General features: G+C 59.7%; 21 protein-coding genes. 18 read left to right on the forward strand and 3 right to left on the reverse strand.

All coding sequences use genetic code 11. The features are described from left to right. Window positions 1-70: 70 nt before the first annotated feature. The 18 genes from ACA041_RS21355 to ACA041_RS21440 all read left to right on the forward strand — a co-directional run bounded on the left by ACA041_RS21355 (window position 71) and on the right by ACA041_RS21440 (window position 20487). Window positions 71-1240 carry a ribosomal protein uL16 3-hydroxylase gene (locus ACA041_RS21355; RefSeq protein WP_497437207.1) on the forward strand — a complete coding sequence of 390 codons (1170 nt, stop codon included), beginning with the start codon at window positions 71-73 and terminating at the stop codon, window positions 1238-1240. Further along, window positions 1233-1658 (forward strand): GNAT family N-acetyltransferase, encoded by a 426-nt coding sequence (locus tag ACA041_RS21360; RefSeq protein WP_497437211.1) that lies wholly within the window; start codon window positions 1233-1235, stop codon window positions 1656-1658. The genes ACA041_RS21355 and ACA041_RS21360 overlap by 8 nt, the downstream gene beginning before the upstream one ends. Window positions 1659-1829: 171 nt before the next feature. Beyond that, the gene (locus ACA041_RS21365; RefSeq protein ID WP_497437214.1) at window positions 1830-2591 is read left to right on the forward strand and encodes a secretin N-terminal domain-containing protein; all 762 of its coding nucleotides are present in this window, start codon (window positions 1830-1832) and stop codon (window positions 2589-2591) included. A 474-nt stretch (window positions 2592-3065) separates the two neighbouring features. Beyond that, window positions 3066-4391, forward strand: a complete 1326-nt coding sequence (gene aceA / locus ACA041_RS21370; protein WP_008032724.1) for an isocitrate lyase — start codon at window positions 3066-3068, stop codon at window positions 4389-4391. Between the two features lie 631 nt (window positions 4392-5022). Beyond that, window positions 5023-5436, forward strand: coding sequence for an NADH-quinone oxidoreductase subunit A (locus ACA041_RS21375; RefSeq protein WP_003223812.1), 414 nt, complete (start codon window positions 5023-5025; stop codon window positions 5434-5436). A gap of 10 nt (window positions 5437-5446) precedes the next feature. Beyond that, window positions 5447-6121: a NuoB/complex I 20 kDa subunit family protein gene (locus tag ACA041_RS21380; RefSeq protein ID WP_047527662.1), complete on the forward strand. Its 675-nt coding sequence runs from the start codon at window positions 5447-5449 to the stop codon at window positions 6119-6121. 72 nt (window positions 6122-6193) lie between these two features. Next, on the forward strand, window positions 6194-7978 hold the full coding sequence (nuoC, locus tag ACA041_RS21385) for an NADH-quinone oxidoreductase subunit C/D (protein ID WP_497437218.1): 1785 nt from the start codon (window positions 6194-6196) through the stop codon (window positions 7976-7978). A 2-nt stretch (window positions 7979-7980) separates the two neighbouring features. After that, the gene (gene nuoE, locus ACA041_RS21390; protein ID WP_497437222.1) at window positions 7981-8478 is read left to right on the forward strand and encodes an NADH-quinone oxidoreductase subunit NuoE; all 498 of its coding nucleotides are present in this window, start codon (window positions 7981-7983) and stop codon (window positions 8476-8478) included. Continuing rightward, window positions 8475-9830, forward strand: coding sequence for an NADH-quinone oxidoreductase subunit NuoF (nuoF, locus tag ACA041_RS21395; protein WP_497437225.1), 1356 nt, complete (start codon window positions 8475-8477; stop codon window positions 9828-9830). Before nuoE ends, nuoF begins: the two co-directional genes overlap by 4 nt. A gap of 137 nt (window positions 9831-9967) precedes the next feature. Beyond that, entirely contained in the window at window positions 9968-12682 is a 2715-nt protein-coding gene (nuoG, locus tag ACA041_RS21400; RefSeq protein ID WP_497437229.1) for an NADH-quinone oxidoreductase subunit NuoG, read from the forward strand. Then, window positions 12679-13686 (forward strand): NADH-quinone oxidoreductase subunit NuoH, encoded by a 1008-nt coding sequence (nuoH, locus tag ACA041_RS21405; protein ID WP_497437232.1) that lies wholly within the window; start codon window positions 12679-12681, stop codon window positions 13684-13686. The genes nuoG and nuoH overlap by 4 nt, the downstream gene beginning before the upstream one ends. A 12-nt stretch (window positions 13687-13698) precedes the next feature. After that, the gene (gene nuoI, locus ACA041_RS21410; RefSeq protein ID WP_200889382.1) at window positions 13699-14244 is read left to right on the forward strand and encodes an NADH-quinone oxidoreductase subunit NuoI; all 546 of its coding nucleotides are present in this window, start codon (window positions 13699-13701) and stop codon (window positions 14242-14244) included. A gap of 9 nt (window positions 14245-14253) precedes the next feature. Then, on the forward strand, window positions 14254-14757 hold the full coding sequence (gene nuoJ / locus ACA041_RS21415) for an NADH-quinone oxidoreductase subunit J (RefSeq protein ID WP_007905076.1): 504 nt from the start codon (window positions 14254-14256) through the stop codon (window positions 14755-14757). A gap of 2 nt (window positions 14758-14759) precedes the next feature. Continuing rightward, on the forward strand, window positions 14760-15068 hold the full coding sequence (gene nuoK, locus ACA041_RS21420; RefSeq protein ID WP_007905077.1) for an NADH-quinone oxidoreductase subunit NuoK: 309 nt from the start codon (window positions 14760-14762) through the stop codon (window positions 15066-15068). Next, window positions 15065-16918 carry an NADH-quinone oxidoreductase subunit L gene (gene nuoL / locus ACA041_RS21425; RefSeq protein ID WP_497437238.1) on the forward strand — a complete coding sequence of 618 codons (1854 nt, stop codon included), beginning with the start codon at window positions 15065-15067 and terminating at the stop codon, window positions 16916-16918. The genes nuoK and nuoL overlap by 4 nt, the downstream gene beginning before the upstream one ends. Before the next feature lie 40 nt (window positions 16919-16958). After that, a complete protein-coding gene (gene nuoM, locus ACA041_RS21430; RefSeq protein WP_497437242.1) occupies window positions 16959-18491 on the forward strand; it encodes an NADH-quinone oxidoreductase subunit M in 1533 nt (510 codons plus the stop codon). Between the two features lie 7 nt (window positions 18492-18498). After that, window positions 18499-19962 (forward strand): NADH-quinone oxidoreductase subunit NuoN, encoded by a 1464-nt coding sequence (nuoN, locus tag ACA041_RS21435; RefSeq protein WP_154854439.1) that lies wholly within the window; start codon window positions 18499-18501, stop codon window positions 19960-19962. A gap of 210 nt (window positions 19963-20172) precedes the next feature. Continuing rightward, on the forward strand, window positions 20173-20487 hold the full coding sequence (locus ACA041_RS21440; RefSeq protein ID WP_128871317.1) for a helix-turn-helix domain-containing protein: 315 nt from the start codon (window positions 20173-20175) through the stop codon (window positions 20485-20487). Between the two features lie 484 nt (window positions 20488-20971). Here ACA041_RS21440 and ACA041_RS21445 read toward each other — a convergent pair whose 3' ends face one another. The 3 genes from ACA041_RS21445 to ACA041_RS21455 form a co-directional block, all read right to left on the reverse strand. Then, window positions 20972-21367 carry a hypothetical protein gene (locus ACA041_RS21445; protein ID WP_497437246.1) on the reverse strand — a complete coding sequence of 132 codons (396 nt, stop codon included), beginning with the start codon at window positions 21365-21367 and terminating at the stop codon, window positions 20972-20974. A gap of 246 nt (window positions 21368-21613) precedes the next feature. Beyond that, window positions 21614-21982 (reverse strand): hypothetical protein, encoded by a 369-nt coding sequence (locus tag ACA041_RS21450; RefSeq protein ID WP_497437250.1) that lies wholly within the window; start codon window positions 21980-21982, stop codon window positions 21614-21616. A 17-nt stretch (window positions 21983-21999) separates the two neighbouring features. Next, complete coding sequence (locus tag ACA041_RS21455) at window positions 22000-22467, reverse strand: hypothetical protein (RefSeq protein ID WP_497437253.1); 468 nt, start codon at window positions 22465-22467, stop codon at window positions 22000-22002. Window positions 22468-22562 lie beyond the last annotated feature (95 nt).

A 22562-nucleotide genomic window follows, 5' to 3' on the forward strand; every position in this document is an offset into this window, starting at 1 on the left:
TTTGAGACGCCCGGCAGCGCCGGGCGTTTTTATTCCCGTCTGAAAAGTGCTTTTTTTCAATAGGTTACACATGAATCCTGACATTCCTCTTCAACTTCTGGGTGGCATCACGGCGCGCGAGTTCCTGCGCGACTACTGGCAGAAAAAACCCCTGCTGATCCGCCAGGCGATTCCTGAATTCGAAAGTCCGATCGACGCCGACGAACTGGCCGGCCTGGCGCTGGAAGAAGAAGTTGAGTCGCGCCTGATCATCGAGAACGGCGAGCGCCCCTGGGAATTGCGTCGCGGCCCGTTCGCCGAAGACGAGTTCAGCAAGCTGCCGGAACGTGACTGGACCCTGCTGGTTCAGGCCGTGGACCAGTTCGTACCGGAAGTCGCCGAGCTGCTGGAGAACTTCCGCTTCCTGCCGAGCTGGCGCATCGACGACGTGATGATCAGTTTCGCCGCCCCGGGTGGCAGCGTCGGTCCGCACTTCGACAACTACGACGTGTTCCTGCTGCAAGGCCACGGCAAGCGCAACTGGAAAATCGGCCAGATGTGCGATTCCGAGAGCAAGCTGCTGCAACACGCCGACCTGCGCATCCTCGCGGATTTCGAAGCCACCGATGAGTGGGTGCTGGAACCGGGCGACATGCTCTACCTGCCACCGCGCCTGGCTCACTGCGGTGTGGCCGTCGACGACTGCCTGACCTACTCCGTAGGTTTCCGCGCGCCGAGTGCCGCAGAAGTGCTGACCCACTTCACCGACTTCCTCAGCCAGTTCCTGCCGGACGAAGAGCGCTACACCGACGCCGACGCCCTGCCTGCGGTCGATCCACATCAGATCCAGCATGACGCCCTCGATCGCTTGAAAGGCCTGCTGGCCGAGCACATGAGCGATGAGCGTCTGCTGCTGACCTGGTTCGGCCAGTTCATGACCGAGCCGCGCTACCCGGAACTGGTGGTCGGCCCGGAAGAAATCGAAGAAGACGATCTGCTTGCCAGCCTCGAGCAAGGCGCGGTGCTGATCCGCAACCCGAGCGCGCGCCTGGCCTGGTCCGAAGTCGATGACGACCTGCTGCTGTTCGCCAGCGGCCAGAGCCGTTACCTGCCGGGCAAACTGCGCGAGCTGCTGAAGCTGATTTGCGCCGCCGACGCGTTGCACGTCGACAACTTGGGCGAGTGGCTGAGCGACGAAGACGGTCGCGGCCTGCTGTGCGAGCTGATCAAGCAAGGAAGCCTGGGGTTTGCCGATGAATAAGATTCACGTACGTGTCGCAGACTGGCAAAAGGACAACGCCGAGATCCGGCGCATTCGTGAGACGGTGTTCATCGCCGAGCAATCCGTTCCGCCTGAGCTGGAATGGGATGCCGATGACGCAACAGCGGTGCATTTTCTGGCCTTCGAAGGCGACTTTCCAATTGGCACCGCCCGCCTGCTGCCTGACGGTCACGTCGGCCGGGTGTCGGTGCTCAAGGACTGGCGCGGCTTGAAAGTCGGCGATGCGCTGATGCAAGCGGTGATCGGCGAAGCCGAGAAGCGCGGGCTGAAGCAGCAGAAGTTGAGCGCCCAGGTGCAGGCCACGGCGTTCTATGAGCGCCTGGGTTTCAGCCTGGTCAGTGAGGAATTCCTGGAAGCAGGGATTCCGCATGTGGACATGGTGCGGCATTCGGCTTGAGACCCTGTGGCGAGGGAGCTTGCTCCCTCGCCACAAAAGCCCGAAAGAACACCCCAAAACGCCCCGCCATCCTCGGATGCCGGGGCGTTTTGCTGTCTACGATTCAACTTGCCCCACCCCAGGCCGACAAACTGGCAATATCAACCCATCATGATGTCGGAGATAACGGAGATGTCCCTACGCACCCTGCTCACCACGCTGCTACTGACCTGCAGTGTTTCGGTCATGGCCGCCACCGAGATCGTGCCCCTGAACTACCACACCAGCGCCGACATGCTGCCGATGGCCCAGGATTTCATCGGCAAGGACGGCCAGGTCAGCGCCTACGGCAACCAATTGATCGTCAACGCCGATCAGCGCAAGATCGACGAACTTAAAGCCCTAATCGCCCAACTCGACACCGCACCCAAGCGCCTGCTGATCACCGTCGACACCAGCGAAAACAACTTCCAGGATCACCAGGGTTACTCGGTAAACGGCGCCCAGCCGGGCCAGACCCGCATCATCAATCGCAGCACCGACAGCCGGGACGGTGGTATCCAGCAAATCCAGGCCAGCGAAGGCGCACCGGCGTTGATCCAGGTTGGTCAGAGCGTGCCGCTGACCAGCACCCAGACCGACGCTTACGGCGACCTGCGCAGCCAGACCGAGTACCGCAACGTCACCCAAGGCTTCTACGTCACCGCCAGCGTCACCGGCGAAACCGTTCACCTGGCGATCAGCACCAATCGTGACCGCATCAGCCAGGAACGTCCCGATGTAGTGAACGTGCAAAGTACCGACACAACTGTCACGGGCCGCCTGGGCGAGTGGATCACCCTGGCCGGCGTGAATCGCCAGACCCAGGCCGATAAACAGGGCCTGACCCGCGGCTACTCGACTCAGGGCCGGGATGACATGACCCTGCGGGTGAAAGTCGATACTTTGGACTGAATCACCGAAAACTGACTGATTAGTCGTATTAGACCAAAGATGTAGTGCCATAAAAAAAGCACTACAAAACGTTTGACGATACAAAAAAGCAAAGGCATGATGGCCTCGCTCCCGCTAATCAGGGGCCCTGGCAAGGGCCTTCGAAGCGTAGCTCGCTATTACCCCGCGAGCCGCTTCGTGTCTGTACCGCCCACAAGGTGTGTTTGACGAGGTTGCCGACTGGAACGAAGTTGTCCCGAGGGACGGAAGCGTAATTAGGTAACCCGGCTCCACACTGAAGTTTGTATAAAGGCCCACGACGCCCGAATGCGCTCGCCAGTTTGCCCTTACCTGCTCACTTCCCCCTCGAGCCCATCGTTCATCCCGTCGCCATCCCCGCCGAATCCGACTTGACCACCTAAGCTTCTGGTCAGCGAGCATGAGTTTTTCACCGCAGAACAACTTTCCGTAAAAGACGCGACGAGGTTTATCTCCATGGCACTGACACGCGAACAGCAAATTGCAGCCCTCGAAAAAGATTGGGCTGAAAACCCACGCTGGAAAGGCGTGACACGCGCTTACTCCGCTGCTGACGTCGTCCGCCTGCGTGGCTCGGTTCAACCTGAGCACACCTTTGCAAAACTGGGCGCCGAGAAGCTGTGGAACCTGGTGACCCAGGGCGCCAAGCCGTCCTTCCGTCCTGAGAAAGATTTCGTCAACTGCATGGGCGCCCTGACTGGCGGCCAGGCGGTACAACAAGTCAAAGCCGGCATCCAGGCCATCTACCTGTCGGGCTGGCAAGTCGCCGCGGACAACAACTCCGCCGAATCGATGTACCCGGACCAGTCGCTGTACCCGGTGGACTCGGTTCCAACCGTGGTCAAGCGCATCAACAACTCGTTCCGTCGTGCCGACCAGATCCAGTGGAAAGCCGGCAAAGGCCCGGGCGACGAAGGTTACATCGACTACTTCGCTCCGATCGTGGCTGACGCCGAAGCCGGTTTCGGCGGCGTACTGAACGCCTACGAGCTGATGAAAAGCATGATCGAAGCAGGCGCCGCCGGCGTTCACTTCGAAGACCAACTGGCTTCCGTGAAAAAATGCGGGCACATGGGCGGCAAGGTACTGGTTCCTACCCAGGAAGCCGTACAGAAGCTGACCGCTGCTCGTCTGGCAGCTGACGTGGCCGGTACGCCGACCATCATCCTGGCTCGTACCGACGCCAACGCGGCTGACCTGCTGACTTCCGACTGCGACCCGTACGACCAGCCGTTCGTGACTGGCGAACGTACCCAGGAAGGCTTCTACAAAGTGCGCGCCGGTCTCGACCAGGCCATCGCTCGCGGCCTGGCCTACGCGCCGTACGCCGACCTGATCTGGTGCGAAACCGCCAAGCCGGATCTGGACGAGGCTCGTCGCTTCGCTGAAGCGATCAAAAAGGAATACCCGGACCAACTGCTGTCGTACAACTGCTCGCCTTCCTTCAACTGGAAGAAAAACCTGGACGACGCGACCATCGCCAAGTTCCAGCGCGAACTGTCCGCCATGGGTTACAAGCACCAGTTCATCACCCTGGCCGGCATTCACAACATGTGGCACAGCATGTTCAACCTGGCGCACGACTACGCCCGCAACGACATGACTGCCTACGTGAAGCTGCAGGAGCAGGAATTCGCCGACGCCGCCAAGGGTTACACCTTTGTGGCTCACCAGCAGGAAGTGGGCACCGGCTACTTCGACGACATGACCACCGTGATCCAGGGCGGCTCGTCTTCGGTCACCGCGCTGACCGGTTCGACTGAAGAAGAACAGTTCCACTGATCTGAGCAAACGGCCGTTGCGGACCGAGTAGAAAGCTAACCGCAACGTCGCACATCTGACGCCCCGACTGGTTCGGGGCGTTTTTTTGCCCGGGATTTACCGTGCGCTGAAAAAACCTGTGGGAGCGAGCTGCTCGCGAAAGCGATTTATCATTCACCGGCGATGGTGGCTGATCCGACGCTTTCGCGAGCAGGCTCGCTCCCACAGGGGTCGGTGGTGATTCAGGAAAAATCATTGATCCACAGCAGTTTCTCGCTCAGAAGAACAAGGTAAACCCCCCCCGCCCACTACATACAGTAACGCGCATATAAGACAACTTCCCACTCACTACCCCGTTTCAAAGTTATAAAAGCCACCCAAACAATATTGATTATCATTTAGCCAAAACTATGTTCGTTACATTTCCTACAAAACATAATTCGCCAAATGCCGGCTAATGCCCGCAACGCATGGGCCGCAGGCTTTTCGGGGCTCGCCATGTCCTTATTCCGCCCAATAATTTCGCTATCTGAATTTTACTTGCTGTCTGTTTAGCCATAAAATCAGCGGGATCGATTGCTGCGACATATCGTCACTGCGTTGTTTCTATTTCAAGCTCAGAGACCTTTGCTCTCTGTTAAGGATTTCCAGCATGCCCGAAGCGACAGGACTCATGGCCCACAACTGGGGCTTTGCCATTTTCCTTCTGGGCGTTGTCGGCCTGTGCGCCTTCATGCTCGGCGTCTCCAGCCTCCTCGGGTCAAAAGCCTGGGGCCGCAGCAAAAACGAACCGTTCGAGTCCGGCATGCTACCTACAGGTGGCGCCCGCTTGCGGCTCTCAGCCAAATTCTATCTGGTCGCGATGCTCTTCGTGATCTTCGATATCGAAGCCCTTTTTCTCTTTGCCTGGTCTGTGTCCGTCCGCGAAAGCGGCTGGACCGGATTCGTCGAAGCTCTCGTTTTCATAGCAATTCTGTTGGCAGGTCTTGTCTACCTGTTCCGAGTGGGCGCCCTTGACTGGGCTCCGGAAGCTCGTCGCAAGCGGCAAGCGAAGCTGAAACAATGAGGCTTTGGCAATGCAATACAATCTCACCAGGATCGACCCCGATGCTCCTAACGAGCAGTATCCGATTGGCGAGCGGGAAACCGTTTCCGATCCGTTAGAAGATCAAGTCCACAAAAACATCTTCATGGGCAAGCTCGAAGACGTGCTTAACGGCACGATCAACTGGGGGCGCAAGAACTCCCTGTGGCCGTACAACTTCGGTCTTTCGTGCTGCTACGTGGAAATGACCACCGCCTTCACGGCGCCCCACGACATCGCGCGCTTTGGCGCCGAGGTTATCCGGGCATCGCCGCGTCAGGCGGATTTCATGGTTATCGCCGGTACCTGCTTCATCAAGATGGCGCCGATCATTCAGCGTCTCTACGAGCAAATGCTCGAACCTAAATGGGTCATCTCCATGGGTTCGTGCGCCAACTCCGGTGGCATGTACGACATCTACTCCGTCGTTCAAGGGGTGGACAAGTTCCTGCCCGTGGACGTCTACGTGCCTGGCTGCCCGCCCCGCCCCGAGGCTTTCCTGCAAGGCTTGATGCTGTTGCAGGAGTCGATTGGCCAGGAGCGTCGCCCACTTTCCTGGGTCGTCGGCGATCAAGGCGTGTATCGCGCCGAGATGCCTTCGGAGAAGGAAAAGCGCCGCGAACAGCGTATTCAGGTAACCAACCTGCGCAGCCCCGACGAAGTCTGATCCAGATCTGCTTCTTTTATAGAACGAGACACTGGCTTCATTCTTTACGTTGACCGAAAGCGATAAATAACCATGACTACAGGCAGTGCTCTGTACATCCCGCCTTATAAGGCAGACGACCAGGATGTGGTCGTCGAACTGAACAACCGTTTTGGCCCCGAGGCGTTCACCGCCCAGCCTACCCGCACCGGCATGCCGGTGCTTTGGGTTGCCCGTGCCAAACTCGTCGAAGTCCTGACCTTCCTGCGCAACCTGCCCAAGCCGTACGTCATGCTCTATGACCTGCACGGCGTGGACGAGCGCCTGCGCACCAAGCGTCAAGGGCTGCCAAGCGGCGCCGACTTCACCGTGTTCTATCACTTGATGTCGATCGAACGTAATAGTGACGTAATGATCAAGGTCGCCTTGTCCGAGAGCGACCTCAGCGTGCCGACCGTGACCGGCATCTGGCCGAACGCCAACTGGTACGAGCGTGAAGTGTGGGACATGTACGGCATCGACTTCAAAGGTCACCCGCACCTGACCCGCATCATGATGCCGCCCACCTGGGAAGGTCACCCGCTGCGCAAGGACTTCCCGGCCCGTGCCACCGAGTTCGATCCGTTCACCCTGACCCTGGCCAAGCAACAGCTTGAGGAAGAAGCCGCGCGCTTCAAGCCTGAAGACTGGGGCATGAAGCGTTCCGGTGCGAATGAGGACTACATGTTCCTCAACCTCGGTCCTAACCACCCTTCCGCGCACGGTGCTTTCCGCATCATTCTGCAGCTGGACGGTGAAGAGATCGTCGACTGCGTGCCGGACGTCGGTTACCACCACCGTGGTGCCGAGAAGATGGCCGAGCGTCAGTCCTGGCACAGCTTCATTCCGTACACCGACCGTATCGACTACCTCGGCGGCGTGATGAACAACCTGCCGTACGTGCTCTCGGTCGAGAAGCTGGCCGGCATCAAGGTGCCCGAGAAAGTCGACGTCATCCGCATCATGATGGCCGAGTTCTTCCGGATCACCAGCCACCTGCTGTTCCTGGGGACTTACATCCAGGACGTCGGCGCCATGACCCCGGTGTTCTTCACGTTCACCGACCGTCAGAAGGCGTACACGGTGATCGAAGCCATTACCGGTTTCCGTCTGCACCCGGCCTGGTACCGCATCGGTGGCGTCGCTCACGACCTGCCGCGCGGCTGGGAAAAACTGGTGAAAGACTTCGTCGAGTGGATGCCAAAGCGTCTGGACGAATACCAGAAAGCCGCGCTGGACAACAGCATCCTCAAAGGCCGGACCATCGGTGTCGCCGCCTACAACACCAAAGAAGCCTTCGAATGGGGCGTCACCGGTGCAGGCTTGCGTTCGACCGGTTGCGACTTCGACCTGCGTAAGGCGCGCCCGTACTCCGGCTACGAGAATTTCGAGTTCGAAGTACCGCTGGCCGTCAATGGCGATGCCTACGATCGTTGCATCGTGCGCGTCGAAGAAATGCGCCAGAGCATCAAGATCATCGAGCAGTGCATGCGCAACATGCCGGAAGGCCCGTACAAGGCGGATCACCCGCTGACCACGCCGCCACCGAAAGAGCGCACCCTGCAGCACATCGAGACCCTGATCACGCACTTCCTGCAAGTTTCGTGGGGCCCGGTGATGCCGGCCAACGAATCCTTCCAGATGATCGAAGCGACCAAGGGCATCAACAGTTATTACCTGACGAGCGATGGCGGCACCATGAGCTACCGCACCCGGATTCGCACTCCAAGCTTCCCGCACCTGCAGCAGATCCCTTCGGTGATCAAAGGCAGCATGGTCGCGGACTTGATTGCGTACTTGGGTAGTATCGATTTCGTTATGGCCGACGTGGACCGCTAAGCATGAATAGCACGCTTATCCAGACAGACCGTTTCGCCCTGAGCGAAACCGAGCGCTCGGCCATCGAGCACGAGCTGCATCACTACGAAGACCCGCGCGCGGCGTCGATCGAAGCCCTGAAGATCGTCCAGAAGGAACGTGGCTGGGTGCCTGACGGCGCTCTGTACGCCATCGGCGAGATCCTCGGCATTCCGGCGAGCGACGTCGAAGGCGTTGCGACCTTCTATAGTCAGATCTTCCGTCAACCGGTCGGTCGCCACATCATTCGCGTCTGCGACAGCATGGTCTGCTACATCGGCGGCCATGAGTCCGTGGTCAGCGAACTCCAGAGCAATCTGGGCATCGGCCTGGGCCAGACCACCGCCGACGGTCGTTTCACCCTGCTGCCGGTCTGCTGCCTCGGCAACTGCGACAAGGCGCCGGCGTTGATGATCGACGACGACACATTCGGTGATGTGCAGCCTGCCGGCGTTGCCAAATTGCTCGAGGGCTACGTATGACCCTGACTTCCTTCGGTCCTGCCAACCGCATCAAGCGTGACGCAGAGACTCACCCGCTCACCTGGCGTCTGCGTGACGACGGCGAAGCTGTCTGGCTCGACGAGTACCAGGCCAAGAACGGTTACGCCGCTGCGCGCAAAGCCTTCGCCGACATGGCCCAGGACGACATCGTCCAGACTGTGAAAGACTCGGGCTTGAAAGGTCGCGGCGGTGCCGGCTTCCCCACGGGTGTGAAGTGGGGCCTGATGCCCAAAGACGAATCCATCAACATCCGCTACCTGCTGTGCAACGCGGACGAGATGGAACCGAACACCTGGAAAGACCGCATGCTGATGGAGCAACTGCCCCATCTGCTGATCGAAGGCATGCTGATCAGTGCTCGCGCGCTGAAAACCTACCGTGGCTACATCTTCCTGCGTGGCGAATACACCACCGCTGCCAAGCACCTGAACCGTGCCGTGGAAGAAGCCAAGGCTGCAGGCCTGCTGGGCAAGAACATCCTGGGCAGCGGCTTCGATTTCGAGCTGTTCGTCCACACCGGCGCCGGGCGTTACATCTGCGGTGAAGAAACCGCACTGATCAACTCCCTCGAAGGCCGCCGTGCCAACCCGCGCTCCAAGCCGCCCTTCCCGGCCGCCGTGGGCGTGTGGGGCAAGCCGACCTGCGTGAACAACGTCGAGACCCTGTGCAACGTGCCGGCGATCATTGCCGACGGCGTGGACTGGTACAAATCGTTGGCCCGCGAAGGCAGCGAAGACATGGGCACCAAGCTCATGGGCTTCTCCGGCAAGGTCAAGAACCCGGGCCTGTGGGAGTTGCCGTTCGGCGTCACCGGTCGCGAGTTGTTCGAAGACTACGCCGGCGGCATGCGCGACGGTTACACGCTCAAGTGCTGGCAGCCAGGGGGCGCCGGTACCGGTTTCCTGTTGCCGGAACACCTGGACGCTCAAATGTACGCCGGCGGCATCGCCAAGGTGGGCACCCGTATGGGTACCGGCCTGGCCATGGCGGTGGACGACAGCGTCAACATGGTGTCCCTGCTGCGCAACATGGAAGAGTTCTTCTCCCGCGAGTCGTGCGGTTTCTGCACGCCGTGCCGTGACGGTCTGCCGTGGAGCGTCAAGCTGCTGCGCGCCATCGAGAACGGTGAAGGGCAAGCCGGCGACATCGAGACCCTGCTGGGTCTGGTCGGCTTCCTCGGCCCGGGCAAGACCTTCTGTGCGCACGCACCGGGTGCCGTGGAGCCGTTGGGCAGCGCAATCAAATACTTCCGCCATGAGTTCGAAGCCGGCATCGCGCCTACCAGCGCCGTCGTCCCGCCTCTGGCAAGGCCGATCGTAGTCGGCGCTTAACGCTTTAAAAAAGGCGAAGGGTCCGTGCCCTTCGCTTTTCGTGCGATGACGCCGTAAGCGGCTGTGTAGATTCGCGCGGATAACAAGATTCCATTAGCCACGCCCGCTGACACCGGGCCAACGAAGACCTTTGAACCATGGCCACTATCCACGTAGACGGCAAAGAGCTCGAAGTCGATGGGGCAGACAACCTGTTACAGGCATGTCTGTCGCTAGGCCTCGATATCCCTTATTTCTGCTGGCACCCCGCCCTTGGCAGCGTTGGCGCTTGCCGCCAGTGCGCGGTCAAGCAGTACACCGACGAGAACGACAAGCGTGGTCGGATCGTCATGTCCTGCATGACCCCCGCCACCGACGGCAGCTGGATCTCCATCGACGACGAAGAAGCGAAAGTGTTTCGCGCCAGCGTCGTCGAATGGCTGATGACCAACCACCCTCACGACTGCCCGGTCTGTGAAGAAGGCGGTCACTGCCACCTGCAAGACATGACGGTGATGACCGGCCACAACGAGCGCCGTTATCGCTTCACCAAGCGCACTCACCAGAATCAGCAACTGGGCCCGTTCATTTCCCACGAGATGAACCGCTGCATCGCTTGCTACCGTTGCGTGCGCTTCTACAAGGACTACGCCGGCGGCACCGACCTCGGTGTGTTCGGCGCCCACGACAACGTGTACTTCGGTCGCGTTGAAGACGGCACCCTGGAAAGCGAGTTCTCCGGCAACCTCACCGAGGTCTGCCCGACCGGTGTGTTCACCGACAAGACTCACTCCGAGCGCTACAACCGCAAGTGGGACATGCAGTTCTCGCCGAGCATCTGCCATGGCTGCTCCAGCGGTTGCAACATCTCCCCGGGCGAGCGCTACGGCGAACTGCGTCGCATCGAAAACCGTTTCAACGGTTCGGTGAACCAGTACTTCCTGTGCGACCGTGGCCGTTTCGGCTACGGCTACGTCAACCGCAAGGATCGCCCGCGTCAGCCACTGCTGGCCAACGGCGCCAAGCTGACCCTCGACGAAGCGCTGGATAAAGCCGCCGACCTGCTGCGCGGGCGCAACATCGTCGGTATCGGTTCGCCCCGCGCCAGCCTCGAAAGCAACTATGCGTTGCGCGAGCTGGTGGGAGCCGAACACTTCTACTCGGGTATCGAAGCCTCCGAGCTGGAACGCATTCGTCTGGTGATGCAGGTGTTGAAAGACAGCCCGCTGCCGATCCCGAACATGCGCGACATCGAAGACCACGACGCCATCTTCGTCCTCGGCGAAGACCTGACCCAGACCGCCGCCCGTGTGGCGCTGTCCCTGCGTCAATCGGTCAAGGGCAAGGCCGAAGACATGGCCGACGCCATGCGCGTTCAGCCCTGGCTCGACGCTGCGGTGAAGAACATCGGCCAGAACGCTCTGAACCCGCTGTTCATCGCCAGCCTGGCAGAAACCAAGCTCGACGACATCGCTGAAGAATGTGTTCACGCCGCGCCAGACGACCTGGCCCGCATCGGTTTCGCCGTGGCTCACGCCCTCGACGCCAGCGCCCCTGCCGTTGAAGGCCTGGACACTGAAGCCCTCGAACTGGCCAAGCGCATTGCCGACGCCCTGCTCGCGGCCAAGCGTCCGCTGATCATTGCCGGTACCTCGCTGGGTTCCAAAGCGCTGATCGAGGCCGCGGCGAACATCGCCAAAGCCTTGAAGCTGCGCGAGAAGAACGGTTCCATCAGCCTGATCGTGCCAGAGGCCAACAGCCTCGGCCTGGCCATGCTCGGTGGCAACTCGGTCGACGAAGCGCTGCAAGCGGTAATCTCTGGCCGTGCCGACGCCATCGTCGTGCTCGAAAACGATCTGTACACCCGCACTGACAAAGCCCGTGTCGACGCCGCCCTGACCGCCGCGAAAGTGGTGATCGTGGCCGACCATCAGAAAACCGCTACCAGCGATCGCGCGCACCTGGTCCTGCCAGCCGCCAGCTTCGCTGAAGGCGACGGTACGCTGGTCAGCCAGGAAGGCCGCGCCCAGCGCTTCTTCCAGGTCTTCGACCCGACTTACCTCGACGCGAGCATCCTGGTCCACGAAGGCTGGCGCTGGCTACACGCCCTGCGCGCGACCTTGCTGAACCGGCCGATCGACTGGACCCAACTGGACCACGTCACCGCTGCCGTTGCCGCAAGCACGCCGCAACTGGCACGCATCGTCGACGCCGCACCGTCCGCCGCGTTCCGCATCAAGGGTCTGAAACTGGCCCGCGAACCGTTGCGTTACAGTGGCCGGACCGCCATGCGCGCCGACATCAGCGTGCACGAACCGCGTACCTCCCAGGACAAAGACACCGCGTTTTCGTTCTCGATGGAAGGTTACTCGGGCTCGGTCGAACCGCGTCAGCAAGTGCCATTCGCCTGGTCTCCGGGCTGGAACTCGCCGCAAGCCTGGAACAAGTTCCAGGACGAAGTCGGTGGTCACATTCGTGCTGGCGACCCGGGCACCCGCCTGATCGAAAGCACCGGTGATTCGCTGAACTGGTTCGCCAGTGTTCCGCGTGCGTTCAACCCGGCTCCAGGCACCTGGCAGGTTGTGCCGTTCTTCCACCTGTTCGGCAGCGAAGAGAACTCTTCCAAAGCCGCACCGGTTCAGGAACGCATTCCGGCCGCTTACGTCGCCTTGGCTAAATCCGAAGCCGACCGCCTGGGTGTCAATGACGGTGCCATGCTCAGCTTGAGCGTTGCTGGCCAGACCCTGCGTCTGCCGCTGCGCATCAACGAAGAGCTGGGTGCCGGCCTGGTCGCCTTGCCGGCCGGTATCGCCGGTATTCCGCCAGCGATCTTTGGCAAATCCGTTGACGGTCTGCAGGAGGCAGCTCAATGACCTGGTTCACTCCTGAAGTGATCGATGTGATCATCGCGGTCCTCAAGGCCGTGGTGATTCTGCTCGCCGTTGTGGTGTGCGGCGCCCTGCTGAGCTGGGTCGAGCGTCGTCTGCTCGCCCTCTGGCAGGACCGCTACGGCCCGAACCGCGTAGGTCCGTTCGGCGCGTTCCAGATCGCGGCCGACATGATCAAGATGTTCTTCAAGGAAGACTGGACGCCGCCGTTCGCCGACAAGGTGATCTTCACCTTGGCGCCGGTCGTGGCCATGAGCGCCTTGCTGATTGCCTTCGCGATCATCCCGATCACCCCGACCTGGGGTGTGGCGGACATCAACATCGGCATCCTGTTCTTCTTCGCCATGGCCGGTCTGTCGGTCTACGCGGTGCTGTTCGCCGGCTGGTCGAGCAACAACAAGTTCGCCCTGCTGGGCAGCTTGCGGGCCTCGGCGCAAACCGTGTCGTACGAAGTGTTCATGGGCCTGTCGCTGATGGGCATCGTGATCCAGGTCGGCTCGTTCAACATGCGCGACATCGTTGAATATCAAGCGCAGAACCTGTGGTTCGTGATTCCGCAGATCTTCGGTTTCCTGACCTTCTTCATCGCTGGCGTCGCCGTGACTCACCGTCACCCGTTCGACCAGCCGGAAGCGGAGCAGGAACTGGCCGACGGTTACCACATTGAATACGCCGGCATGAAATGGGGCATGTTCTTTGTCGGCGAGTACATCGGCATCGTGTTGATTTCGGCGCTGCTGGTGACCTTGTTCTTCGGTGGCTGGCACGGCCCGTTCGGCATTCTGCCGCAGATCCCGTTCATCTGGTTCGCGCTGAAAACTGCGTTCTTCATCATGTTCTTCATCCTGCTGCGCGCCTCGATTCCGCGCCCACGGTATGACCAAGTGATGGATTTCAGCTGGAAGTTCTGCCTGCCGCTGACCCTCGTCAACATGCTGGTGACCGCTGCGATCGTGTTGCTCAACACGCCCGCCGTCGCGGCTCAGTGAGGATAGAGAATCATGAAGTACATTTTTGACATCGTGCATGGCTTCTTCACCCAGCTTCGCAGCCTGGTGATGATCTTCGGCCATGCCTTCCGCAAGCGCGACACGCTGCAATACCCGGAAGAAGCCGTGTACCTGCCGCCGCGCTTTCGTGGGCGTATCGTGCTGACCCGCGACCCTGATGGCGAAGAGCGTTGTGTAGCCTGCAACCTGTGCGCCGTGGCGTGCCCGGTCGGTTGCATCTCGCTGCAGAAAGCTGAAACCGATGACGGTCGCTGGTACCCGGAGTTTTTCCGTATCAACTTCTCGCGCTGCATTTTCTGCGGCCTCTGCGAGGAAGCCTGCCCGACCACCGCGATCCAGCTGACACCGGATTTCGAGATGGCCGAGTTCAAACGTCAGGACCTGGTGTACGAGAAAGAAGATCTGCTGATCTCCGGCCCCGGCAAAAACCCTGATTACAACTTCTATCGTGTTGCAGGTATGGCGATTGCCGGTAAGCCAAAAGGCTCCGCGCAGAATGAAGCCGAACCGATCAACGTGAAGAGCTTGCTGCCTTAAGGAAGAAAGATGGAATTCGCTTTCTATTTCGCATCGGGTATCGCTGTGGTGTCCACGCTTCGCGTGATCACCAACACCAACCCCGTGCACGCCCTGCTCTACCTGATCATTTCGCTGATTGCCGTGGCGATGACGTTCTTCGCCCTTGGCGCACCGTTTGCCGGTGTGCTGGAAGTGATCGCCTACGCTGGCGCCATCATGGTGCTGTTCGTGTTCGTGGTGATGATGCTGAACCTGGGCCCGGCCTCGGTTCAGCAAGAGCGCGTCTGGCTCAAGCCCGGCATCTGGCTCGGCCCGGTCGCCCTCGGCACCTTGCTGCTGGTTGAACTGCTGTACGTGCTGTTCAGCGACGCCAGCGGCCAGGCCATCGGCCACACCACCGTAGACGCCAAGGCCGTGGGCATCAGCCTGTTCGGTCCTTATCTGCTGGTGGTCGAACTCGCCTCGATGCTACTGCTAGCCGCAGCCGTCACGGCGTTCCACTTGGGCCGCAACGAAGCCAAGGAGCAATGACGATGCCTGCTATCCCTTTGGAGCATGGTCTGGCGGTTGCCGGCATCCTGTTCTGCCTCGGTCTGGTCGGCCTGATGGTCCGGCGCAACATTCTCTTCGTGCTGATGAGCCTGGAGGTCATGATGAATGCCTCCGCTTTGGCGTTCATCGTTGCCGGTAGCCGCTGGGGTCAGCCGGATGGACAGATCATGTTCATCCTGGTGATCAGCCTGGCAGCCGCCGAGGCCAGTATCGGCCTGGCGATTCTGTTGCAGCTGTATCGCCGCTTCCACACTCTCGATATCGACGCTGCCAGCGAGATGCGCGGATGAATCTTCTCTATCTGACTTTCGTATTCCCTCTCATAGGTTTCCTGCTGCTGTCGTTCTCCCGAGGACGCATCTCGGAAAACCTTGCCGCGCTGATCGGCGTCGGTTCCATTGGCCTGTCTGCCATCGTCACGGCCTATGTGATCTGGCAGTTCAACGTCGCCCCACCCGAAGGCGGCCACTACACGCAAGTGCTGTGGCAGTGGATGGCGGTGGAAGGCTTTACGCCGAACTTCGCGCTGTACCTGGATGGTCTGTCCCTGACCATGCTCGGTGTGGTGGTCGGCGTCGGCTTCCTGATCCACCTGTTCGCGTCCTGGTACATGCGCGGTGAAGCCGGTTACTCGCGCTTCTTCGCCTACACCAACCTGTTTATCGCCAGCATGCTGTTCCTGGTGCTGGGCGATAACCTGTTGTTCCTGTACTTCGGCTGGGAAGGCGTGGGCCTGTGCTCGTACCTGTTGATCGGTTTCTACTACAGCAACCGCAACAACGGTAACGCGGCACTGAAAGCCTTCATCGTCACCCGGATCGGCGACGTGTTCATGGCCATCGGCCTGTTCATTCTGTTCGCGCAACTGGGCACGCTGAACATTCAGGAACTGCTGGTGCTGGCGCCGCAGAAATTCCAGGCCGGTGACTTCTGGATGGTCATGGCCACCCTGATGCTGCTGGGCGGTGCTGTCGGTAAATCCGCACAACTGCCGCTGCAAACCTGGCTGGCGGATGCGATGGCCGGTCCTACTCCGGTTTCGGCACTGATCCACGCCGCGACCATGGTGACCGCCGGTGTCTACCTGATCGCCCGTACCCACGGTCTGTTCACCCTGGCGCCGGAGATCCTGCATCTGGTGGGAATCGTCGGCGGTGTGACCTTGGTGCTGGCCGGTTTCGCCGCGCTGGTGCAGACCGACATCAAACGTATCCTCGCCTACTCGACCATGAGCCAGATCGGCTACATGTTCCTGGCCCTGGGCGTCGGTGCCTGGGATGGCGCGATCTTCCACCTGATGACCCACGCCTTCTTCAAGGCGCTGCTGTTCCTTGCGTCCGGTGCGGTGATCGTGGCCTGCCATCACGAGCAGAACATCTTCAAGATGGGCGGCCTGTGGAAAAAACTGCCACTGGCCTACGCCAGCTTCATCGTCGGCGGTGCGGCCCTGGCGGCCCTGCCACTGGTGACCGCGGGCTTCTACTCCAAGGACGAAATCCTCTGGGAAGCGTTCGCCAGCGGCAACCAGGGTCTGCTGTATGCAGGTCTGGTCGGTGCGTTCATGACCTCGCTGTACACCTTCCGCCTGATCTTCATCGCGTTCCACGGTGAAGCGAAGACCGAAGCGCACGCCGGTCACGGCATCGCTCACTGGCTGCCACTGTCGGTGCTGATCGTATTGTCCACCGCCATCGGCGCGATGATCGTTCCGCCCCTGCACGGTGTGCTGCCACAAAGCGTCGGTCATGCTGGCGGCGACGCCAAGCACAGTCTGGAAATCGCCTCGGGCGCCATCGCCCTAGCCGGTATCCTGCTGGCCGCGCTGCTGTTCCTCGGCAAGCGGCGTTTCGTCACGGCCATTGCCAACAGCGGCATCGGCCGCTTCCTTTCGGCCTGGTGGTTCGCTGCCTGGGGCTTCGACTGGATCTACGACAAACTGTTCGTCAAGCCATACCTTGCGATCAGCCACGTACTGCGCAAAGACCCGCTGGACCAGACCATCGGTCTGATCCCGCGTATGGCCAAAGGCGGTCACTCCGCCCTGAGCCGTACCGAAACCGGTCAACTGCGTTGGTACGCGGCATCGATGGCAGCCGGCTCCGTGCTGGTCATCGGCGCCATCGTGCTGGTAGCGGTCTGAATATGAACCTTGCGAACTTGCGAAAGGAATTGAGCCCGTCATGATTCTGCCTTGGCTAATCCTGATCCCCTTCATCGGCGGCCTGCTGTGCTGGATGGGTGAGCGCTTCGGCGCTACCCTCCCCCGCTGGATTGCGCTGATCACCATGTCCCTGTTGCTCGCTCTCGGCCTCTGGCTGTGGGCCAACGGTGATTATTCATTCGCCCCGGCGCCTGGCGCCGACCCGACCTGGGTGCGGGAGTTCAAGCACATCTGGATCGAGCGCTTCGGCATCAGCGTGCACCTGGCCCTCGACGGCCTGTCGCTGCTGATGATCATGCTGACCGGTCTGCTGGGTGTCCTCTCGGTACTCTGCTCGTGGAAAGAGATCCAGCGTCACGTTGGCTTCTTCCACCTGAACCTGATGTGGATCCTGGGCGGCGTGGTCGGCGTGTTCCTCGCCCTCGACCTGTTCATGTTCTTCTTCTTCTGGGAAATGATGCTGGTGCCGATGTACTTCCTCATCGCGCTCTGGGGTCACAGTTCTTCGGACGGCAAGAAAACCCGGATCTACGCAGCAACCAAGTTCTTCATCTTCACTCAGGCTTCCGGCCTGATCATGCTGGTGGCGATCCTGGGCCTGGTACTGGTCAACTTCAACGACACCGGCGTGATTACCTTCAACTACGCCGACCTGTTGAAGACCAAGATGTCGCTGACCACCGAGTACATCCTGATGCTCGGCTTCTTCATCGCCTTCGCGGTGAAGCTGCCCGTGGTGCCGTTCCACTCCTGGCTGCCTGACGCTCACGCCCAGGCGCCGACCGCGGGTTCGGTCGACCTGGCCGGTATCTTGTTGAAGACCGCTGCGTATGGTCTGCTGCGTTTCGCCCTGCCGCTGTTCCCGAATGCTTCGGCCGAGTTTGCGCCGATCGCCATGACCCTGGGTCTGATCGGGATCTTCTACGGTGCGTTCCTGGCCTTCGCGCAAACCGACATCAAGCGTCTGATTGCCTTCTCGTCCGTTTCCCACATGGGCTTCGTGCTGATCGGCATCTACTCCGGCAGCCAACTGGCGCTGCAGGGTGCAGTGATGCAGATGCTGGCGCACGGTCTGTCGGCCGCGGCACTCTTTATCCTGAGTGGTCAGCTGTACGAGCGCACCCACACCCGCGACATGCGTGAAATGGGTGGCCTGTGGTCGAAGATCGCTTACCTGCCGGCCCTTAGCCTGTTCTTCGCCGCCGCGTCCCTGGGTCTGCCGGGTACCGGTAACTTCGTCGGTGAGTTCCTGATCCTGATCGGCACGTTCCCGAGCGCCCCATGGATCACCATCATCGCGACGTCCGGTCTGGTGTTCGGTTCGGTCTACTCGCTGATCATGATCCACCGTGCGTACTTCGGCCCGGCCAAATCGGACGCGGTGCTTCATGGCATGGACGGTCGCGAAATGATCATGGTGGTCGGTCTGGCGGCGCTGCTGATCTACATCGGCGTGTACCCGCAACCGTTCCTCGATACCTCTGCCGCTACGATGCATGGCGTGCAGCAATGGCTCGGCACCGCCTTCACTCAACTCGCTTCGGCCCGGTAAGAGCGCTATGGAATTCACGACTCAACACTTTATCGCGCTAGCGCCGTTGTTGATCACCAGCGCCACGATCATCGTGGTGATGCTGGCGATTGCCTGGCGCCGCAACCACTCGCAGACCTTCCTGATTTCCGTGGCAGGTCTGAACCTGGCGCTGCTGTCGATCCTGCCAGCCCTGAAAGTCGCACCGTTGGCTGTGACTCCACTGCTGCAGATCGATAGCTTCGCCTGCTTGTACATGGCGCTGATCCTGGTCGCCACCCTCGCCTGTGTGACCCTCGCCCACGCCTACCTCGGCGATGGCGGTTCGGGTTACCCGGGCAACCGTGAAGAACTGTACCTGCTGATCCTGATGGCCGCCGCCGGTGGCCTGGTGCTGGTCAGCGCGCAGCACCTGGCCGGGTTGTTCATCGGTCTGGAACTGTTGTCGGTGCCGGTCTACGGTCTGGTGGCTTACGCCTTCTTCAACAAGCGTTCGCTGGAAGCCGGCATCAAGTACATGGTGCTGTCGGCCGCCGGTTCCGCGTTCCTGTTGTTCGGTATGGCCCTGCTGTATGCCGACTCCGGCAGCCTGAGCTTCAACGGCATCGGCCAGGCCCTGGCGGCCACCGGCCTGCCAAGTTCGCTGGCGCAACTGGGCCTGGGCATGATGCTGATCGGCCTGGCGTTCAAGCTGTCGCTGGTGCCCTTCCACCTCTGGACCCCGGACGTTTACGAAGGTGCTCCGGCACCGGTGGCGGCGTTCCTGGCCACCGCGTCGAAAGTCGCCGTGTTCGCGGTGATGGTGCGTCTGTTCCAGATCTCGCCGGCTGCAAGCAGCGGTGTGCTGAGCGACGTGCTGACCATCATCGCCATCGCGTCGATCCTGTTCGGTAACCTGCTGGCACTGACCCAGAGCAACCTCAAGCGTCTGCTGGGTTACTCGTCCATCGCCCACTTCGGTTACCTGCTGATCGCCCTGGTGGCGAGCAAGGGTCTGGCCGTGGAAGCCATCGGCGTGTACCTGGTCACCTACGTGATCACCAGCCTCGGCGCTTTCGGCGTGATCACCCTGATGTCCTCGCCGTACAACGGCCGTGACGCGGATGCCCTGTACGAATACCGCGGCCTGTTCTGGCGCCGTCCGTACCTGACCGCCGTCCTGACCGTGATGATGCTGTCCCTGGCCGGCATCCCGCTGACCGCGGGCTTCATCGGCAAGTTCTACATCATCGCCACCGGTGTCGAGTCGCACCAATGGTGGCTGGTCGGCTCCCTGGTACTGGGCAGCGCCATCGGCGTCTTCTACTACCTGCGCGTGATGGTCACCCTGTACCTGATGGAACCGAACCTGCGTCGCCACGATGCGCAACTGCATTGGGAACAACGTGCGGGCGGCGTGATGCTGCTGGCGATTGCCGCACTGGCGTTCTTCCTTGGGCTGTATCCGCAGCCATTGCTGAACCTGGTTCAGCAGGCGGGGTTGGCGGGTTGATCGTTTAGGCGGTACTCGGTAGTAAATAGAAACGGCACCTTCGGGTGCCGTTTTTGCGTTTGTGGGATTTTTTACCGCTGCCCTGCCCTCCTTCTGCAATCCCCGAAAGCTCTCGCCGAATTGTCCGTTTCGTCCTACAGCCAGAATCAAGCACTTGGTACTACCTTGGAGACCAAACGCTGGATAGAGAAATCAACACGAGAACCCACAATGAAACGTGACATTTTTTCCGAACTGATGGAAGGCCTCGAAGCCTTGGCCGACGAGCGCCAAGGCAAGATCACGCTGCGGACCCACAAGGTTCAGCTGCCAAAACTGGTACCCATCACTGCCGAGGAAGTGGTAGCCATCCGCCTACAACTCAACCTTTCCCGGTCGGTGTTCGCCATGTATCTGCGCACCAACACCCGAACCCTCGAAAACTGGGAACAGGGACGGGCAACGCCAAATGCCCAAGCCACGACACTGATCCGCCTGGTTGAACGCTTTCCACAAACCATCGAGCAGCTCGCCGCCCTGACCTGATCGGTAGAGGCTGCACCACACGCACATTACGAAATTGTAATGACCCCATCACCTTGGCGTTATCCGCAGATTGCAACAATGTCCCCCGGGGACGATGACGGAGTTTCGGCTGGGGTTTCCTGCGATTGAGGGTGCGATGCACTGAGGTTTCAGGCGGGGGATCTCTGTCGTGAGGGATGGCCTCTTCGTCGGAACGCCGCCCGGACCAAGCACGCTCCCACACGTTTTGCGTCCGTCACACCAGGTGCGTACACCACAGATCCCTGTGGGAGCGGGCTTGCCCGCGATGGCGATGAGACAGGCCCCTACAAAACGGCGCCTTACGGTCCTGTTCGTATTTCAAGGTCCAGCCGTTTACTTACGCGCCGCCTCCCACGATTTCAGCACTGCGGCATAGCTCACGGTCTCCCCCTAAGGCTTCTCATTCGCCAGTTTCGGCTTCGGCGCACCCGACTGGTCAAACCAATACTGCGCATCCCGCTGACTACGGGCATTTATCTAATTGCTCTAAGTCTGTTCCGCTGCTGGAACTTTTGTCGAGAGTTCCATCCGCTGCAATGTAGATATTGGTCGTCGGCCAGTTAGGATTTATCATTATACAATGACTTTTATTCGATACAGTCCAGTCAAGCCGCATAAAGAAATTATCATCGGGAAAAAGGTGACCAGGCCCTCCTGTAGATTCGCCGGGAAAGATCTCCCCTCTAAAGATATCGTTCTGAGTATTTAGAACAAATTCCAATTTACCACTTCCTTCATCTGAGAAATAGACTTTGACCCTCGGGACAGCGACATACCAGACAAGATATGTCAGTAGCAATAGTGTTAGCAGTCCGCGCCTAACATAAAAGCGACGCCCTTTATTTGCATTGGTGGACATTTATACCTTCCTCCCAACCAGAAGGATTACCTGCAAGCACTTCATCCATATTTGTCTCGCCACTGACCCCACCAGTTGAATAAGTGCTAAGCCGATACCGATGTTACAGCCTGCCTGTACTTGGCGGCACATTACATAGGTGACATAGCCTGGCACCTGCGCTGACGCACCTAACTTCCAGTGGTGCGCCAGGCTTCGACTGGAAATGCCGGGTGCCGTTTTAAGCTTGAGGTGAAGCACCAAAAATCACTCCAACTTCATCAGCCCATACGCAATGAATCCCCAAACAGCAATGCCAACCAGCATCACCGCTTTGATTTTCAAAAGACGCTTTAAATGTGGGGGAAAGTTTTTATTATCCTCGGGGTCCAGCTCGCCAATACGCATTGAAACCCTTGGCATAGTCACCATCCCGGCGATTTTTGCTATCAGCAAGAGGCCCCCAAACCACCCCTGCTGCCGCAAACCTGGACCCCAGGTTTGGACATAACGACTATTTTTCAAGGCCTCCAGCATGGCGTCCAGGTAACGCCATCTGAGGTACAGACTGTATGCAGTGCTCGCAATGGCCAGCAAAATCGGACCGGCTAGAAGCCAAAAAGCTAGCCAGGACATCCAAAAATCCTTTCCCATCATGGCTGGGTTTTCTCGTATAAAATTTCACCCATTAACTCACCGCCATCACCCATATAAGTCGTACCCACCCATGCTCCAGTACCTATCAAGGTCGCGGCGCAGACAACTCCCCCAATTTCTGTAGAGACTCCAAGCGCCAGACAGATAGGTCCACTGACATATTTACCTATCTCTGCACCCGCAACACCACCAAAGGTGGATCCGACAAACTTCCCTCCTTCCGTATACCTGACCTTCTCGCACGCGGCCCCAGAGCCACTATTACAAACCTCCTGAATGGCCAACAGCAAAGAAACTCCACCAATACCAATGCCGATGTAACCACCGGTGCTCATGTACTTGGCAGCCCGACTGATCGCATTCACATGAGTGGAATACCCCGGTAGTCCTGCCTTGTCCCAATGGTGCACCAGACTACGGCTGAAAATGCCGAGGGCCGTCTTTAACTTGGGGTGATCACCCATAAAATTACTCAAACTTCATCAGCACATAGCCAACCAATACCCAAATTGCACTAGCAACAAGCATCGCTACGTCTGTTTGTAGAAGTCGTTTGAGA

Source organism: Pseudomonas sp. LBUM1676, from assembly GCF_059695605.1.